Here is a 17,251-nt window from a genome sequence, read left to right as displayed (position 1 = left end):
ACGGCAGTTTATCGCACAATGACTTTTAGACATTTTTCTTGCCCTGCACTCTTTTTTCGACTAATTTCAATATCAAATATGTCTATCTTTGCAGTATCTTTTTTAAACTAGGCAAAGCTCGACAAAAACATCATATTATTAGGTCAAATGATTTATACAGCTTCCTCTTGTTGAGTTTGCCTTTGATTTTTTGTGAAAAAATGACTACAAAAACAGGGTTTTTATGAATTGGTCAGGTTAAGTTTCTAAGTTATTTCCGGTTTATGGCTCTCTCACTTGCCGGGGGGCGTGCTGAGTGAACCTTATTACTTAATTAAAGCCGGAGAGGAGCCCTGGGCTTTTATACGGCTATGGAAAAAAAGCTCCAAGCTCATCCCCTGCAAAGCGTATTTTTAATAATTGGTTTAGCAGGTTTGAAAAAAGGAAAATTAACAGAGAGAGCACTTTTACAGAGGAGGATCTGATAATGTCTACACCTTTTATTTATGGTAATACACCCTGTTTTTTAGGCGCTGAAAATTTAGTCCGTCATCCCGACAAAGAAAAGGATATGGATGTGACTGTATATGGCGTTCCATGGGAAGGAGCGGTAACCTGGGGAGACTATACAGGCTGCGAACTGGGCCCTAAGGTCATCAGGCTAAGTTCAGCAAGGTACAGCGGCTATTTACCGGAATTGGACCACATAGATGTCTTTGAACATTTGAAGCTTGGTGATAAAGGGGATGTTGCCGTTACCCCTGCTGAACCGGAAGATACAATGAAAAAAATCCGGGAATTCTCTAAAAACATATGGGAAAAAGGCACCTTTCCTATTGCTTTTGGAGGCGATCACGGAATTACTTATCCTATTATGGAAGGGTACATCGAAGCGACCGGTAAAAAAGTCGGCATTATTCATTTAGATGCCCATTATGATAATAATAATGATTCAAATGGCGACCCATATGGAAGAGGAACCCCATTCGCGCGTCTTTACGAAACCGATGGAGTAGTAAATGAGTCTCTCGTTCACCTGGGAATCCACGGACCAAGAAACAAGCCTGAAAATGGCCGTTTAGCGCAAAAAGCCGGAACAACCACCTTAACAATTGAAGATATCCGGCAGGCTGACCATGTCAGGGAGATCGCTAAAAGATCATACGAGATTGCTTCTAAAAACACGGACGCAGTTTATCTCAGCATCTGCAGCGATGTGCTGGACCATGCCTTTAACCCGGGAGGCCCGGTAGACGGCAATGGACTAAACTCTTATGAGCTGTTAAACATTGTGCATGAAATTTGCTCCCTTGGTGTCATTGGAATGGATTTTGTTGAAGTCTATCCCCAGCAGGACGGCAATGACTTCAGTTCTCACTTCGCTTCATTCGTCGCCCTGTACGCATTGGCAGGTCATGTTACAAATATTAAAAATAAAAAAGTTTAAAAATAAGGTTTAATCATAAAATACGCGGGTATTTAATATTATATAACTCCCCCCACTTTCTCATATTTTCCTCTCCCTGTGGAAGCCGTACGTATTAAACGTACGGTCTTTTTTTGTCCCATGACAAACAGAGGCTAAGACTGGACTAACCCCCAAAAATAACCCAAAAATCCGAAGATATATCGTAAGTGAACTGCCCTCATGTCAAGTAGATACGGAGCAGTTCAACTCTCAAATATTTCTTCGGATTTCTTTAATGACTATTTTTTTGTTTCTGATTTCACTTTAATTTCCACCAGCTAATATATCCTCAACTGCTTTTTTACCCTGATCGACGCAATCAGGAAGACCGATACCGTGATAACTGGCACCTGTTAAAGTAACTTGCGGATAATGCTCAGCCAGTTTGGTCTTCACATAGTGAAGTTTCTCCACATGCCCGACCTCATATTGCGGCATTGATTCTTTCCAGCGCTTAATACGGTAAAAGTGGGGTTCCCCTTCAATGTCCATAATATGATTGATATCTTCTTTCACTTTAGCCAGGATCGATTCATCCGGCTGATCTACGATTGCATCATCGCCAGCTTTACCTACGTATGCCCGTAGTAAAGCATAATCTTCCGGAGCAGCATGTTCCCATTTCTTATGCGTCCACGTACAGGCGGTAATGGTATAGTCAGATTTTTTGGATACTACAAACCCTGTACCGTCAATATCTTTCTTAACAGCTTTTTTAGGATAGGCAAGTGCAATAGTTGCTACTGATGTCGAAGGCATGTCTCCTAAAGGCTTCATAAACCCGTGTCCGTTAAACAGCTCATAAGCGTGCTGATGAGGCGTAGTCAGTATAACTTCGTCCACTGTATCTTCTGTCCCGTCACTAAAAATAAGACGGCAACGCTCATCTTCATTTTTAATTTCTGTTAACGCTTTTCCTTTTTGAACGTTTTCGTTGTCCAAATGTTCTTCCATTCGGTCAACGAGCGACTGCAGACCGCTTTTGAAGGTTAAAAACATCCCGGACGGCTTTTTCACAGGTTCATTAGAAGAAGGAGAAGCACTTTGACGCTTGGCCATCGAAGTTTTCATTCCTACGATGAGACTGCGGTACTTTGCTTCAATTTGCCTGAATTGCGGGAAAGTCGCCTTAAGGCTTAGACGGTCGATGTCTCCTGCATAAATCCCTGATAAGAGAGGTTCAATTAAATGATCAACCACTTCGTTTCCCAGTCTTTTCCGGAAAAATCTTCCCAGAGACTGATCATCATCTCCTTCCGCTGTCCGCGGAATTACAAGGTCCATAGCCGCACGGGCTTTTCCTGCCGGCGAAAAAAGGCCTGTCTTAATAAATGGCATCCATTGGGTTGGAATACCCATTACGGCCCCTTCAGGCATAGGGTAGAGTTTATTATTATGAAGAATAAAAGAACCTGATTTATTATCAATTAAGTCGTCTTCCATTCCTAATTCCCGGGCAAGCTTAGTCATGCTTGTCTTTCTGGCTAAAAAAGAATCCGGTCCCTGCTCAATAATAAATCCATCAGTGTAATCCGTTTCGATTCGGCCGCCCAGCTTGTCTTTAGCTTCATACAGGACAAATTCCGCATCAAGGTTATCCTCTTTAATTCTCTTTTGTAAGTAAAAAGCGGCAGAAAGACCTGTCATACCGCCGCCAATCACAGCAATTCTTTGTTTAGGCATAGGTTATACATCCTTTAAAGTTTTTTCAACCACTGTAGCAAGGGCATCGATGAATTCGTCTTTTGCATTTGGCATTTCAGGACGGTAGTAGCCTGCGCCAACTTCATCTGTTACCACTTTACATTCATAATCGTTATCGTATAACACTTCAAGATGGTCAGCTACAAAGCCTACCGGACAGTACATAAACGCTTTATATTCGTGCTTCTCATATAAATCTCTTGTGAGATCCTGCACATCAGGACCGATCCAGGGATCCGGCGTATTTCCTTCACTCTGCCAGCCTATTTCATAATTATCCACCCCTGCTTTTTCAGCGATTAATTCAGCGGTTTCTTTTAGCTGATCAGGATATGGGTCGCCATTTTTCAAAATTTTCTCAGGAAGGCTGTGCGCGGAAAAAATAACGACGTGATGGTTTTTTTCTTCCTCAGACATGGTTTCACGTGTTTTCCTGATTTCTTTGGCCCAGTAATCAATAAACTCCGGCTCATTATACCAGCTTTCTACACTTTTAATTGATGGACCGTTTATAGATTCAGCCTCTTCTTTCGCTCGGCCATTATATGATTTTACACTGTAGGAAGAATAATGAGGCGCAAGAACAATACTGACCGCTTCGCTTATTCCGTCTTCTTTCATACTGTGCACAGCATCTTCAACGAAAGGATCAATATGTTTCAGGCCTTGATAAGCTTTGAACTGAACATCAGAAGAACGCCGGTTTAATTCCTGTTCCAGCTTTTCTGTCTGAGCTGTCGTAATTTTAGCTAACGGAGAAATCCCTCCAATTGCCTCGTAACGTTCAGTCAAATCATCAAGCTGCTCCTGTGAAGGCTTTCTTCCTCTTCTGATATGGGTATAATATGGTTCGATCTCATCCATGCTTCTTGGTGTTCCGTAAGCCATAACTAATAAACCAATTGTTTTCTGCATAACATTCACCCTTTACCGGTTAATTTGAGCTAATTTCTCAGCTGAATACTCATGGACGAATGAAGTAAGCCGTTTTAATACAGCCGGATCGATCTCCGGGAAAACACCATGACCTAAATTAAATATAAAACCAGGCTGCTTGATTCCCTGATCAATAATATGTTTTGCCTTTTCTTCAATAACAGACCAGGGAGCCATCAGCACACAAGGATCAAGGTTCCCTTGAACCGCTTTAGTAATCCCGTCTGCCCGCGCTTCCTGAATAGGATATCTCCAGTCCAGTCCAACGACATCGAGTGGAAGGTCATGCCAGTCCATTGTGAGATGTCTGGCCCCTACGCCGAACATAATAAGAGGTACCCCTTCTCCTCTTAACTGGGAGAATATTTTCTCCATAACCGGTTTGATATATGTCCGGTAATCCTCCCGGTTTAAAGCCCCAACCCAGGAATCAAAAATTTGAATGGCCTGGGCGCCTGCTTTTATTTGAGATTTGACATAAGTTACGACCATATCGCCAAGTTTTTCCATCAGCAAATTCCATGCTTCAGGCTGAGAATACATCATAGCTTTCGTCTTATTATAATTTTTTGAAGGGCCGCCTTCAATCATATAGCTCGCAAGTGTGAAAGGAGCACCGCTGAAACTGATTAAAGGAACGTTTAACTGTGTACGGAGGATTTTAATTGTTTCCAGAACAAAATCCACGTCCTGTTCAGGCTGAATACTAGTGAGACGCTTAACGTCATCAAGATTCCTGACCGGGTTTCCAATAACCGGTCCGATTCCTTTTTTAATCTCTACGTCCACTCCCATGGCAGGTAAAGGTGTCATAATATCTTTATAAAGTATGGCTGCATCATTGTTATATTGATCAACCGGCAGTTTAGTTACCCATGCACAGGTTTCAGGCCGGTGTGTAATCTCTTCAAGACTGTATTTTTTCTTTAATTCTCTGTATTCTGGCTGTGATCTTCCTGCCTGCCTCATATACCAGACAGGAACGTGGTCAATCTGTTCTCTTTTACAAGCTTTCAAAAACTGATCATTAAACTGAACGGTCAATGGTTACACCTCAAATCATAGGATAACTTCTGTCTATTAAAAGTGTCCCAATAAAAAAGAACACTAAGGTAAATTTTACACTACATCCCGCATCCGGGTATAGTGCAGATGCTCTTTTGTTCACACATTTATCACATTTCTTACTATATCCTTCCAAATGCCCCTGTCTGTCATTATTTCTGAAATCGAGCTTCAGGAAGCGTTATCCTGGGAAAACAGACGAAAACGTGCTTCAGCAACGTTCGATTCGGACCCTTCTCTGTCAATTTGGGGATTGTAAGGAACTACCACATACTGTGAGGACGAAAACAAGCTAGCCCCTTGAACAGTATACTCCGTTTCCCCTACTACTTCATCTATTAACGTTTTCCCGTCGCCTGTTCTTTTATAAACCCGGTAATGCACCCGATTATCCCCGCTCCCCGACCATTCCAGGTCAACTTGTGCTCCTCTGAAACCGACAGAAAAATCTGCCGATAAGTCAGTAATGTCAACCAGCCGGATGGGCTCGGCCAAATCTTCTACACCGGAAGGTTTCTGAAACGCCACAGCAGTGTCACTTCTTTTGTCATTAATTTCTCCTAAAATCGTTTTAAACGCTTTGACTGACACAGCACTCGATTCAGTCAAATAGTGATCGGCATCTGTCCGGTCGTATCCCATCCAGACCGCTCCTGTCAGGTCAGGGGAATATCCTGCGAACCACAAATCCCTCGCAGCTCCTTCCACTGATTCAAAAGAAGTCGTTCCTGTTTTACCTGCTAAGGCCCCTTGATAATCGCCGGCACTTCCAGTCCCCTCTTCAACGACAGATTCGAGCATTCTGGTCATATACCAGGCCGTCTGGGGTGAAATAACCTCCGTTTCCTCAGTTTCATTCTCGGCAATTAAGTCACCGTTTCGGCTGTAAATCTTTTCTATAAAATATGGATCGGAGTATTTCCCTTCATTAGCAAATGTACGGTAAGAAGCAGCCAGCTGAACAGGAGTGACTCCATTCTCCAGGCCTCCTAATGCGATACTAAGCCCTTCATCTTCAAGAAGAATATTCTGTTTTTCCATGTACGCTTTAGAAGTCTCCACCCCAAGCTGCTCAAGTGCCCAGACAGCTGGCAGATTTACGGAGTTTTTAACTGCGTCAAACATCGTCACTTCGCCTGCGTAGCTCCGGTTAATATTCCTCGGACTGTACCCCTCAAAATCCATTTCTTCATCTTTTAATAATGAGAACGGATTAAACAGATTTTCTTCCATGGCAGGAGCAAACACTGCAACAGGTTTAAAAGCAGAACCCGGCGAACGTTCTGCCAAAGCACGGTTAAAGCCTTTCCTCACATAATCACGTCCGCCCTGAACTGCAGCTACGCCTCCAGTTTTATTATCAAGAAGCACGACACTTCCCTGAACATCCTGTCCGTCTTTAGAAGCCGGAAATAAATCATCTTTTTGGAAGTTATCATATGTCGTTTGCTGGGCATCCGCATCCATCGCTACGACTATTTTATAACCGCCTTTCAGCAGCTCATTTTCACTAATACCGTATTTTTCTTCAGCTTCCAGTAAAACCATATCAATATAAGTTAAATACGCGGGGTTTTGTGTAATCTTCGTCTGGTCGGAAGGCAGTGTGCGTCCCTGCAGGCTTACTGCTTCCTCAGCTGTAATAAAATCGCGGCGCTCCATCACATCCAGTACGAGATCTCTTCTTTGCTTACTTCTATCCGGGTCCAGGAATGGAGAATAATGGTTAGGAGCTTTTGGCAAAGCGGCAAGCAAAGCGCCTTCTTCTATAGAAAGTTCTTTGACAGGCTTATCAAAATACAGTTTAGACGCCGCTTCGACCCCGTGGGCCCCGTGGCCGAAATAAATACGGTTTAAATACATTTCAAGTATTTCCTCTTTTGTGTACCTTCTTTCGAGATTCACAGCAATCAAAACTTCCTTAGTTTTTCTCATCCATGACTTTTCGTGGGTAAGAAAAGCGTTCTTGGCTAATTGCTGGGTAATGGTGCTTCCTCCTTCAGCTTTAGACCGGGAGATAATATCCCTGTATAGAGCACGCCCGATCGCTCTGAAGTCTATGCCTGTATGCTGAAAAAAACGGTGGTCTTCCACAGCAATAAACGCATCCTGAACATGCTGCGGAACTTCCTCTAAGTCCACCACTTCCCTGTTTTCCAGAAATAATTTAGTAATTTCATACCCTTCCTGGTTAACAACCGTCGTTGATTCATTAAAAACCAGCTCTTTTTCATCAATGGCATAGTTTCCAAATATAATGATCCCTGCGTAAACAGAGAATCCGATAATAAAGAATGATAGAATAAATACAATGCCCAGCATCATTTTTCGTTTCCACATGATGGTTTCACCCCCCATTCTCTAACCATTATACGCCACGTCGAAAAAATTGACGAATATTCACACCTCCAGTTTACGGGATAAGGTTTCCAGTGGTTTCAACAAGTGTGAACAATAAGTGAAATTCATTCTAACTTACTAAATTTTCGTGTATAGTATTAGTGGTAACTGTTTTTAATTGGCTGGGGGTTATAGAGATGGATTTAATGAGTATTTTTGTTATAAATGAAGTGACATTTTTGTCCTTATGGATTGCTTTACTTGCAGGAATAATTTCTTTTTTGTCTCCTTGTGTGTTCCCGCTCGTTCCTGCCTATATTGCTCAGCTGACAGGGAGCGGAATTGCAGATAATGAAATTGCAGCTGACCGGAAACTGATTTTCACGAGAAGTATAGGCTTTATAATCGGCTTCACTTCCATATTTTTAATTCTCGGTGCCTCTTCTTCATTTATTGGTACCCTTTTCTTTCAGAACCAGGGCCTGCTTGAACAACTCGGGGGAATCATTATTGTCTTATTCGGGCTTCAGCTGATGGGCGTATTTAACCTTAATTTCCTGATGAGCGAAAAAAAGCTTATGAAACCTACTAAATCCACAAGCTTCGGCCGGTCTGTTTTATTTGGTTTAGTGTTCGCTGCCGGCTGGTCGCCTTGTATCGGTCTTGTATTAGGTTCTATTCTTACCTTAGCTGCTCAAAGTACAGATACGTATGGAGCTATGCTGCTTTTATTTTTCTATTCTATCGGGATCGGTATTCCGTTTTTAATTGTAGCCATGATCTACTCAAAATCAATTAATAAAATCCGTAATCTGAACCGGTATCTGCCTGTTATCCAGAAAACAAGCGGGGCGATTATGATTATTTTAGGCGTAATGCTGTTTACCGGCATATTCGCCAGAATGGCTGCCTACCTGTCCCAGTATATCCCCTTTAATATTTAGCTTTTTTCAGACTCTCATTTCCTTTTAAAAAGGAATGAGAGTTTTTAAATAAAGGAGATAGCCCGTCCTGTCCAGAAATATTTTTTAAGATGAAGAATCTATAAGTATGAATTTTTTTACGAGGAGAGATAGGAGAATGTACAAACAACTAAGTGAAAAACTTGCAGCTTATTATGAAGAAATGGTGGATATCCGCCGTCATTTACACCAGTATCCGGAACTGTCTTTTAAAGAAGTTAAGACACCCGAATATATTGCCCAATATCATAAACAATTAGGACATGAGGTAAGAGAAAACGTTGGGAAAAACGGGGTCACAGCCGTTCTTAAAGGTAATTCCCCAGGCCCCACGGTGGCTTTAAGGGCCGATTTTGACGCATTGCCTATCCAGGATGCGAAAGATGTCCCTTACAAATCACAAGTACCCGGAGTTATGCATGCTTGCGGACATGATGCCCACACGGCACTTCTTCTCGTCCTGGCTAAAGCATTAAATGAGATGAGAGGCCAGCTGCAAGGGAATGTGGTCTTTATCCATCAGTATGCAGAAGAATTAGCTCCAGGAGGGGCAAAACCGATGATTGAGGACGGGTGTTTAGATGGGGTGGATGTCATTTACGGAACCCATTTATGGGCGACAACTCCTTTAGGAACTATAGATTATAATGAAGGCCCGCTTATGGCAGCTGCTGACCGCTTCAAAATCAAGGTGCAGGGTAAAGGCGGCCATGGGGCACAGCCGCATTATACAAAAGACGCTGTATTAATCGGCTCCCAAATTGTTCAATCGTTACAGAACATTGTCAGCAGGCGGGTAGACCCACTTGACGCCGCTGTCATAAGTATCGGGGCTTTTGAAGCAAAAAACGCCTTTAATGTCATAGCAGATACGGCCACCATGGACGGAACTGTCCGGACATTCAGTGAGGAGGTCCAGGAGCAGATTCAAAAGGATATGGCGGAAGTCATTCATGGGGTGGCAGCGAGCTTCGGTGCTGAAGCCGACTTTAAATATTTCAAAGGCTACCCTGCTGTTATAAACCATAAAAATGAGGCAGATTTTTTAAGAGAAACCGCCTCTGAAACAGCAGGAATAGAAAAAGTGGTGCATGCTAAACCTCAAATGGGAGGGGAAGATTTCAGCTACTACCTTCAAAACGTCAGAGGAGCTTTCTTTTTTACAGGCGCAAAAAATCCTGAATGGGAAACAGCCTACCCTCATCACCACCCGCATTTCGATATAGATGAACGCTCCATGCTTCATGGAGCAAACGTCCTTGGCAACCTTGTCTTAAAAACATTTGAAAATAATTAATTTAGAGGCTGGGACAAAAGAATAGTAATCATAAAGAAAGCCGAACAAAATTCGAAAATTTTGTTCGGCTTTTCTTTTTGAGAAAAGGTGGATCACTTTTAGTTTTACTAATTATTAAATAGCCTCAGCTTTTTTATTGAAGGACAGAAGGCGGTGACGCCACAGGGGTTAAGGCTGAAGATCCAATTCAACGAAGCTCCAGGCTGAGTTGAATTTAGCTGAAGACAAGCCCCTGGGCAAGCGTCCGCCTGGCGGACTGAAATCACTTAACCACGAGATTGTAAAAGACGAACAACAATTTTATAAGTTTCCCAGCCCTTTTTTATTACAGTATACATAATTACCCAGTGATTAGCTCATCCTACCAAATGTAGTAAATAATCACTCGAGGAGATGAAAAGATGAAGAAAAGAAAAGTAATGCTTCGCATTGTAACTATTTTATTTGTCCTGGTAACTTTCACAAAAATGGTTTCAGCGGACGGAATGGAAAATGCCATGGTGAGGATTGTGCATGCTTCTCCTGATGCTCCAGCGGTAGATATTGCAGTTAATGGCGATGTTGTTGTAGAAAGCCTTGATTTTAAAACACCGACTGATTACTTAGAACTCCCTGAAGGCACACATACGGTTGAAATCTTTCCGGCAGGAGACTTAGAAACTGCGGTACTAACGAAAGACTTATCGGTTGAAGGCGGACAGGCTTATACTGTGGCAGCAATTGATAGATTGGAAAACCTTCAGCTGAAAGTGATTGAAGATGAGACTGCTGCAACAGAGGGTATGACTTGGGTACGTGCCGGCCACCTTTCACCAGATGCGCCGAGCGTTGACATTACAGCTAATGGAGAGGTTCTTTTTGCAGGTGCTTCATTCCCTTCAGTAACGGATTATGCAGAAGTGTCTCCAATGACTGCCGATTTAGAAGTCAGAGTTGCAGGCACCGAGGAGGCTGTCCTTGAACTTCCTCAGACTCAGTTAGAAGCAGATACGCTTTATACAGTATTAGCTGTTGGTTTAGTGGAAGGCAAGCCTGGATTGGATGCTATTGTTCTCGCTGATCCATCTATGGACCGCATGCCTTCTGAGATGCCGGCTACTGGAATGGGCGGCGCTTCCTCCTATTCAGATAACTCTACTGTCCTAGGCGGCTTCTTAATGATTTTAATCGCACTTGGCTCAATCTTTTTATTATTTCGCCAGCCATGGCAAACAGAAAACTAATCAAAAGGTCTTTATGTTAATGGCTGGAGGTGTTCTGCTTTTGGGATCGAACGTACACGCGTCAACATCAGCTGAGGGACTAACTGCTCAAGGTGTGACGCCTGTACTCATCCATATTCCAAAATTTAATCTGTCTGTGACAGTGGAATCCTGCAGTTTAAAGAAGGACGGCTCCCTCGAATTGCCGGAATCCGGGGACGTCGCCGGCTGGTTTACGAATTCTTCTAAACCGGGAGCTTCAGGAAATGCTGTTATTGCAGGGCATGTGGATGACTTTACCGGACCTGCTGCTTTTTTCCCTTTAAAAAACCTGGTTGCTGGTGATGAAATAATCGTAGAGTCCGCTGACAGCCAGACGCTTGTCTTCCAAGTGACTGATTTGAAAGCATATCCAAGGGAAAATGCACCTATCCAACAAATATTCGGTTATTCCAGTAAACCTCGCCTGAATTTGATCACATGCCATGGTTTATTTAACCGGGACTTGAAAACGCACGAAGAGCGTCTCGTCATTTTTACAGATTTAAAGGGTTAAACCCATCTTAAAAAGCCTGTTTGGGAACTGTCCCCAAACAGGCTTTCTGATGAGGCGGAGACAAAAAGAATAGTCTCTTCAGCCATTCAATAGACGGTGTCTGTAACTGTTTTTCGCATGATAGGCGAGAATATCCAAGTAGTGATAATTAGCCGTAGCTCCTACAATAGCACCAAAGCCGGGAATTAACTGCAGCGTTTTCGGCAAGTCAATAAAATCCCGGTATTCGAGCTGGAAAGATCTCCAGTCCAAATCCCTTAAATCAGCTGCTTCACCTTTTAAACTCCGGACGTTTTCTTCCCAGTTCGTAATCTTATGAAAAACTTCTTTCTTCTTTTCCTCTCTTGAAAAAGCCAGTTGAAAGACGTGCAGTAAAAACATACGTTCCTCAATCTCGTCGACATTAAAACCGTAAATTTTTCCTGCATCAAATAAAAATTTCATTTTTATAGTCAGCAGCAGCGGAAAGTCTGCAACCCCGAGTAAAACCCCTCCGAAACCTGTGCCTGCCCCTTCTACTGCCGCTGTCCGCTTATAGGTGGTGACCCGTTTATCGAAAATTGATTCCCGCTCTTCAAGCGGCACATCCTCAAGCTTATCCAAATCGGATAAATAATCACTGCTCACTAAAGCTGCCTGAACCATTTGCCTTACACTCTCCGTAACCACTGCATGAAACCTTTCCGGCAGCCTGCTATTAATTTTGTTTTGCCATCGTTTACTGACTTTAGCAGGCATTGATGGTTCACGGCGTGTTTTATGTTCCCAACGCTGCATCTCACGCTCGACCTTCTCCATATACTCACTCATCTCGGTCCCTCCTTACTTATATTTTACGTTAAGACCGGGAGAGAGTTTCGTACTTTTTCGGAAGTCTTACCATCAGATGGTAAGAATAAACTGCAAGTGACAAGGCTAAGATGATAAGCCCCTGTCCGGCTCCGTAAGTAAGTGAAGCCGTGATTCCGAAGATAAGCGACTGAATAATTCCGAGAAATACAATCCAGAACTTATGCCCGGCCTGCTTATTTTCGGTCTGGAGAGGATATAAATCAACCATTTGGCTCGTATCATAGTGGTTCTTTAATGTTTCTATCTGAAGGGCTGTCATATAGGCAAATAAGGCGGCCACTAACCAGCGTCCCCAATCAAGCTCTACAATCGATATGAATAACCCGCCAATAATTGTCAGCCTTAAAAATATTCCAAAATAATCATTAGCTCGGAAAAAAGACCGGGCGAACATGTATTTATAAACATTTTTCTGCTCGAAGCTGACAAGGTTATAGAGGGGATTCAACCAGCGACGGAACCTTATTTTTGATTTTAAACTCGGCACATCAGTAAAGCTGTTAGCTACCCGGTAAAAAGTCATCACGGTCTGGTTTTCAATCTCAACGAGCCTTTCCCACTTTAAACTGTAAGTTCTTGCTATCGCTCTGTAATACCCAATATAGAAAATAATCAGCGCGCCAGCTATAAAAGCGAAAAGCCACCAGGGTTGCTGGGAAAACAGGGCATAGACAGCTACAGCATTAAGTCCTGCACGAAGGAATGTATGGTTTGTGTACTGTTTTCTGTCGAGTACTCTTTGTTCTTCAAAGCCGGCAGCCAGATTCCATAATTTTAATCCGCTTAACAACAATAAAATAAGAATAAAACTGGCTCCTGCTTCACTGACCCTGTCAAAAAACAACGGGGCAAGGACGAGCATACTTAAAGTCAGCCAAAACGTCTCCATAATCCAGCTGTACCGTATAGAGGAACGAATATATCCTGAGAGGTTTCCTTCCAGCGGTGTAAGAAAAATCAGGTCGCCTTGCTTAAAGAACGTTCGCACCCGCCCTCTCGTTGTTAGCCAGGTAAAGATCAGCGTAAAAAAGATGACAGCTGGAAACGTTTCCGGGAGCCATTGCAAAAACTGCCCATAATAATAGCTGCCAAACACAAATAATAAATAAATTGTAAATAAAAATCCGCTGTTTCCAATAAGGCGCAGATATCTTACCGCCATTGTCCAATAATCACTGCGCCTTTTATCCCACAGTTCCGCCGCATTAGTCATGTCGATCTTCCTTCGTCATTTCAACATAAATATCGTCCAGATCTGCACCGGGCATTTGAGCCTGCTCCTGCAGCTCATCCATCGTTCCCTGTAATATAATTTTTCCCTGGTGAAGAAACAAAAAACGGTCGCAATATTTTTCCGCCGTCGCTAATATATGGGTAGACATAAGAATTCCGCATCCTTCTTCCCTAAGTTCAAGCATTCTGTCCAGAAAAGATTTTATTCCTATAGGATCGAGACCCACAAAAGGCTCATCAGCAATGTAAATAGAAGGCCTGATTAAAAAGGCACTCATAATCATCACCTTTTGCCGCATTCCTTTTGAAAAATGGCTCGGAAACCATTTTGCCATTTTAGTCATCCTGAATTCTTTCAGCAAACGGTTTGCCCGTTCTTCAAAAACCTCTTTTTCCAATCCGTAAGCCATAGCTGTTAACTCCAAATGTTCCCATAAAGTCATTTCTTCATATAAAAGAGGAGTTTCAGGAATATAGGCTAAATTCTGCCTGTAATCGGTTTTGTTCTCTGCCATCGTTTTTCCAAGGATACGAACCTCCCCTTCATGAGGTTCCATCAAACCAAGAATATGTTTAATTGTCGTACTTTTTCCGGCCCCGTTAAGGCCAATTAATCCTACCATCTCATTCGGATGGACGGAAAAAGAGACATTATGTAAGACCGGCTTATTTTTTTGATACCCGCCTGAGATCTGCCGAACATCCAACAATTCACTCATCTGCCAATTCCTCCTTCTCTTAACCACATCTTATTCCATTCTTTACTATATCTAAAACACTTAAACTTGAAAAGCAAGCGCCGCAAAAATATGATAATATGTTAAGAAAGATTTTTATTTGGTGATGTTAAAGCCCGGCAGGGGGCAGACTGTATGACGTTCAATTTCTAAAAACTTGCGGTCTCTGTATAAAATACCTTCCCAGTAAGCTTTAACTGATCCTGATCTTCTATGCTTCCCTAAGCATACATAAGTCCTTCCGCTTAAGCCATCCTATTAAAAGAGGTGATAATTATGCACGCACAAGAAGACTGTATTTTTTGTAAAATTATCGCAGGTGAAATTCCTTCTGCGAAAGTGTATGAAGATGATGATGTTCTGGCTTTCCTCGATTTAAGCCAGGTAACAGAAGGTCATACGCTGGTTATTCCGAAAAATCATGAAGAAAACCTTTATGAGTTGTCTGAACAAACAGCCGAAAAGGTATTTAAAGCGGTCCCTAAAGTAGCTAATGCTATAAAGAAGGCGTTTAACCCTATCGGCTTAAACATGCTTAACAATAATGGGGAAGCTGCAGGCCAGTCTGTGTTCCATTATCATGTCCACTTGCTTCCGCGTTATGGTAAAGGGGACGGGTTCGGCGCTGTCTGGCACGACCACAGCAGCCAATACTCTTCCGAAGATTTAAAAAATATTGCAAAAACGATTCAATCAAAACTGTAAAGGCACCCGAAGCAAATCGATTGTACGGGAACGATCTCTCGTACAATTTATTATTTAGCTTTGTTAAAGGCAGGTGCTGATTTTAAAGAGCGGAGCGGCCCCTTTTTTAAACTCAGCATCCCTAATGCAAAGCCCATTATTTTAAAAAGGATTGTCAGAAAGTTTAAAGAATTTATTAGGAGGTTTTGTAAAGTGACAACAGTTTATAATTTTAATGCAGGGCCCAGTCCAATACCTGCGCCCGTTTTAGCCAAAGCCAAGGAAGAAATGTTCAACTTTGAGCAATCCGGTATGGCTGTGATGGAAATGAGCCACCGGAGCACTTTATACGAAAAAATTCATTTTCACGCAATGGATCAGATTAGAAAAGTTCTTCATATCCCTGAAGACTTTGACATCCTGTTTCTGCAGGGAGGTGCCACCCTTCAATTTTCTATGGTTCCAATGAATTTTCTCCCTGAAGATAAATCGGCTGCCTACGTATTAACGGGATCATGGTCTGAAAAAGCGCAAAAAGAGGCAAGTGCGATCGGTAAGGTTGAAACGTTCGCCAGCTCAAAAGATAATGATTACCGCCATATTCCTTCAGTGGACTTAGGGGGGTTGCCGGAAAACACGGCTTATGTTCATTTAACATCCAATAACACTATTTTCGGTACTCAATGGCCTGATTTTCCAAAAAGAAACCATTGCCCTGTCATCGTAGATATGTCCAGCGATATATTGAGCCGGAATATCCCTTGGGAAAATATAGATATGGTATATGCCGGAGCCCAGAAAAACGCAGGTATGTCAGGAGTGACATTAGTTATATTAAGAAAATCTTTGCTTGAAAAAGCTAACAGCCAGCTGCCTCCCTCTTTGTCCTATAAACAGCACGCTGATAAACAGTCACTTTATAACACACCGCCAACGGGAGCAGTCTATATTACCGGCTTAGTTGCTGACTGGATTGATGAACAGCATGGCGTTGAAGGAATGGCTCAACTGGCAAAAGAAAAAGCAGACATGATTTACAACCTGATAGACGAGTCTAATGGTTTTTATACAGGCCATGCCAGCGTTCCATCGCGCTCCATGATGAATATAACTTTTCGTCTTCCATCGGAAAATCTTGAGAAAAAGTTCCTCGAAGAAGCAGCAGATAAAGGTTTTGTTGGATTAAACGGGCACCGGTCTGTTGGCGGATGCCGGATTTCGAATTACAACGCGGTACCTGTTTCCCATGTTAAAATCCTTAAAGACTTTATGATCGAATTTATGAATAGACACAGCTGATTATTTTAAACTTCCACTTTAACGCTTTAAACCAATTCTACCTCTCTATAATATTGACGTTCTTCATTAATATAATAGCCAGGAAAAACAAGCCTGTTTTTCCTGGCAAAACTTACTTATTAATTTGTAATTAAATGGAATTAGTTTAAAAAACGGACAACATAAAGCTATTTTGCGGGTATAAAGGTCCATTAGTTCCCTAATTTAATTTTCAGAAAATACAGAATGATATTGAGAACCAAACATTTATTATGTTATGATGTTAATATCATTTTCCTAGTAAAATAATGAATTTTTTGAAAATATGAAAATTTAACTTTTCAGATGGAGGGAAACTATGGATCAACAATCATCGCAATCCATGAAACAGTCTATAATGTTCAGTCATAAAATAGCCCAGCTGAGCAAAGCCCTATGGAAGTCTATTGAAAAGGACTGGCAGGCCTGGATTAAGCCTTTCGATTTAAACATTAATGAACACCATATTTTATGGATCGCTTATCATCTGGAAGGTGCATCTATCTCCGATATTGCAAAGTTTGGGGTTATGCATGTGTCTACCGCTTTTAATTTCTCTAAAAAATTGGAAGAACGAGGGTTATTGACTTTTTCTAAACGCCAGACTGATAAACGGAACACCTACGTTTATCTCACTCCCGAGGGTGAAGAGCTTCTACTGGAAACGTTTGAATGTTATAACCCGCAGACCTACGGGGTTTACAGCGGCTCGCTGCCGATTAAAGACCTCTATGGAAAGTTTCCTGAATTCTCAGAACTGATGAGTATTGTTAAACATATTTACGGTCCTGATTTTATTTCAATTTTCGAGAAATCATTATCCAAATTTGAAGAAGATTTTACTGAAGAAGATGGGAAACTTCGTCCCGTCCCGAAAAATAAAGAAGCGTCGTCCTCTTAATAAAAAAGCAGCCAATTT

Annotated in this window: 15 protein-coding genes; 8 read left to right on the top strand and 7 right to left on the bottom strand. The window is 42.1% G+C overall.

From position 1 onward, the window contains the following. The first annotated feature begins 466 nt into the window (after positions 1-466). The gene (locus K8O68_RS15035) at positions 467-1,426 is read left to right on the top strand and encodes an agmatinase family protein (protein ID WP_230897673.1); all 960 of its coding nucleotides are present in this window, start codon (positions 467-469) and stop codon (positions 1,424-1,426) included. A 285-nt stretch (positions 1,427-1,711) separates the two neighbouring features. On the opposite strand, the gene hemY is transcribed toward K8O68_RS15035, so the two are convergent. From hemY to K8O68_RS15015, 4 genes are all read right to left on the bottom strand, one after another. Further along, complete coding sequence (hemY, locus tag K8O68_RS15030) at positions 1,712-3,130, bottom strand: protoporphyrinogen oxidase (RefSeq protein WP_230897672.1); 1,419 nt, start codon at positions 3,128-3,130, stop codon at positions 1,712-1,714. Between the two features lie 3 nt (positions 3,131-3,133). Beyond that, positions 3,134-4,066 carry a ferrochelatase gene (gene hemH / locus K8O68_RS15025; protein WP_230897671.1) on the bottom strand — a complete coding sequence of 311 codons (933 nt, stop codon included), beginning with the start codon at positions 4,064-4,066 and terminating at the stop codon, positions 3,134-3,136. Between the two features lie 12 nt (positions 4,067-4,078). Continuing rightward, positions 4,079-5,131, bottom strand: a complete 1,053-nt coding sequence (gene hemE, locus K8O68_RS15020; RefSeq protein WP_230897670.1) for a uroporphyrinogen decarboxylase — start codon at positions 5,129-5,131, stop codon at positions 4,079-4,081. 192 nt (positions 5,132-5,323) lie between these two features. Then, the gene (locus K8O68_RS15015; protein ID WP_230897669.1) at positions 5,324-7,492 is read right to left on the bottom strand and encodes a transglycosylase domain-containing protein; all 2,169 of its coding nucleotides are present in this window, start codon (positions 7,490-7,492) and stop codon (positions 5,324-5,326) included. 197 nt (positions 7,493-7,689) lie between these two features. On the opposite strand from K8O68_RS15015, the gene K8O68_RS15010 reads away from it, so the two are divergent. The 4 genes from K8O68_RS15010 to K8O68_RS14995 all read left to right on the top strand — a co-directional run bounded on the left by K8O68_RS15010 (position 7,690) and on the right by K8O68_RS14995 (position 11,509). After that, the gene (locus K8O68_RS15010; RefSeq protein WP_230897668.1) at positions 7,690-8,436 is read left to right on the top strand and encodes a cytochrome c biogenesis CcdA family protein; all 747 of its coding nucleotides are present in this window, start codon (positions 7,690-7,692) and stop codon (positions 8,434-8,436) included. A gap of 136 nt (positions 8,437-8,572) precedes the next feature. Beyond that, positions 8,573-9,751, top strand: a complete 1,179-nt coding sequence (locus K8O68_RS15005) for a M20 family metallopeptidase (protein ID WP_230897667.1) — start codon at positions 8,573-8,575, stop codon at positions 9,749-9,751. A 401-nt stretch (positions 9,752-10,152) separates the two neighbouring features. Continuing rightward, the gene (locus K8O68_RS15000; protein ID WP_230897666.1) at positions 10,153-10,974 is read left to right on the top strand and encodes a DUF4397 domain-containing protein; all 822 of its coding nucleotides are present in this window, start codon (positions 10,153-10,155) and stop codon (positions 10,972-10,974) included. Between the two features lie 40 nt (positions 10,975-11,014). Beyond that, complete coding sequence (locus K8O68_RS14995; protein ID WP_230897665.1) at positions 11,015-11,509, top strand: class F sortase; 495 nt, start codon at positions 11,015-11,017, stop codon at positions 11,507-11,509. A gap of 78 nt (positions 11,510-11,587) precedes the next feature. Here the strand turns inward: K8O68_RS14995 and K8O68_RS14990 are convergent, their stop codons facing one another. From K8O68_RS14990 to K8O68_RS14980, 3 genes are read right to left on the bottom strand one after another with little or no spacing between them, the layout of a single operon-like run. Continuing rightward, a complete protein-coding gene (locus tag K8O68_RS14990) occupies positions 11,588-12,319 on the bottom strand; it encodes an EcsC family protein (protein WP_230897664.1) in 732 nt (243 codons plus the stop codon). A gap of 28 nt (positions 12,320-12,347) precedes the next feature. Next, entirely contained in the window at positions 12,348-13,574 is a 1,227-nt protein-coding gene (locus tag K8O68_RS14985; RefSeq protein ID WP_230897663.1) for an ABC transporter permease, read from the bottom strand. Next, positions 13,567-14,313 carry an ABC transporter ATP-binding protein gene (locus K8O68_RS14980; RefSeq protein WP_230897662.1) on the bottom strand — a complete coding sequence of 249 codons (747 nt, stop codon included), beginning with the start codon at positions 14,311-14,313 and terminating at the stop codon, positions 13,567-13,569. The genes K8O68_RS14985 and K8O68_RS14980 overlap by 8 nt, the downstream gene beginning before the upstream one ends. A 294-nt stretch (positions 14,314-14,607) precedes the next feature. Between K8O68_RS14980 and K8O68_RS14975 the strand changes: the two genes are divergently transcribed. From K8O68_RS14975 to K8O68_RS14965, 3 genes are all read left to right on the top strand, one after another. Further along, positions 14,608-15,036 carry an HIT family protein gene (locus K8O68_RS14975; protein ID WP_230897661.1) on the top strand — a complete coding sequence of 143 codons (429 nt, stop codon included), beginning with the start codon at positions 14,608-14,610 and terminating at the stop codon, positions 15,034-15,036. A 192-nt stretch (positions 15,037-15,228) separates the two neighbouring features. Continuing rightward, positions 15,229-16,314: a 3-phosphoserine/phosphohydroxythreonine transaminase gene (serC, locus tag K8O68_RS14970; RefSeq protein WP_230897660.1), complete on the top strand. Its 1,086-nt coding sequence runs from the start codon at positions 15,229-15,231 to the stop codon at positions 16,312-16,314. 337 nt (positions 16,315-16,651) lie between these two features. Next, on the top strand, positions 16,652-17,233 hold the full coding sequence (locus K8O68_RS14965) for an HTH-type transcriptional regulator Hpr (RefSeq protein WP_230897659.1): 582 nt from the start codon (positions 16,652-16,654) through the stop codon (positions 17,231-17,233). Positions 17,234-17,251: the final 18 nt, after the last annotated feature.

The organism is Salipaludibacillus sp. CUR1, from assembly GCF_021028955.1.
GTDB lineage: Bacteria > Bacillota > Bacilli > Bacillales > Salisediminibacteriaceae > Salipaludibacillus.
The sequence above is the reverse complement of the archived record's forward strand: the minus strand, read 5'-3'. Positions and strand labels throughout refer to the sequence as shown.

What these genes read in the sequence shown, in the direction of transcription:
- K8O68_RS15035 (WP_230897673.1), top strand. Translation starts at nt 467, where the DNA reads ATGTCTACACCTTTTATTTATGGTAATACACCCTGTTTTTTAGGCGCT.
- K8O68_RS14985 (WP_230897663.1), bottom strand. Translation starts at nt 13,574, where the DNA reads ATGACTAATGCGGCGGAACTGTGGGATAAAAGGCGCAGTGATTATTGG.
- K8O68_RS14980 (WP_230897662.1), bottom strand. Translation starts at nt 14,313, where the DNA reads ATGAGTGAATTGTTGGATGTTCGGCAGATCTCAGGCGGGTATCAAAAA.
- K8O68_RS15000 (WP_230897666.1), top strand. Translation starts at nt 10,153, where the DNA reads ATGAAGAAAAGAAAAGTAATGCTTCGCATTGTAACTATTTTATTTGTC.
- K8O68_RS15015 (WP_230897669.1), bottom strand. Translation starts at nt 7,492, where the DNA reads ATGTGGAAACGAAAAATGATGCTGGGCATTGTATTTATTCTATCATTC.
- K8O68_RS14990 (WP_230897664.1), bottom strand. Translation starts at nt 12,319, where the DNA reads ATGAGTGAGTATATGGAGAAGGTCGAGCGTGAGATGCAGCGTTGGGAA.
- K8O68_RS14975 (WP_230897661.1), top strand. Translation starts at nt 14,608, where the DNA reads ATGCACGCACAAGAAGACTGTATTTTTTGTAAAATTATCGCAGGTGAA.
- K8O68_RS15005 (WP_230897667.1), top strand. Translation starts at nt 8,573, where the DNA reads ATGTACAAACAACTAAGTGAAAAACTTGCAGCTTATTATGAAGAAATG.
- hemH (WP_230897671.1), bottom strand. Translation starts at nt 4,066, where the DNA reads ATGCAGAAAACAATTGGTTTATTAGTTATGGCTTACGGAACACCAAGA.
- K8O68_RS15010 (WP_230897668.1), top strand. Translation starts at nt 7,690, where the DNA reads ATGGATTTAATGAGTATTTTTGTTATAAATGAAGTGACATTTTTGTCC.
- K8O68_RS14965 (WP_230897659.1), top strand. Translation starts at nt 16,652, where the DNA reads ATGGATCAACAATCATCGCAATCCATGAAACAGTCTATAATGTTCAGT.
- hemY (WP_230897672.1), bottom strand. Translation starts at nt 3,130, where the DNA reads ATGCCTAAACAAAGAATTGCTGTGATTGGCGGCGGTATGACAGGTCTT.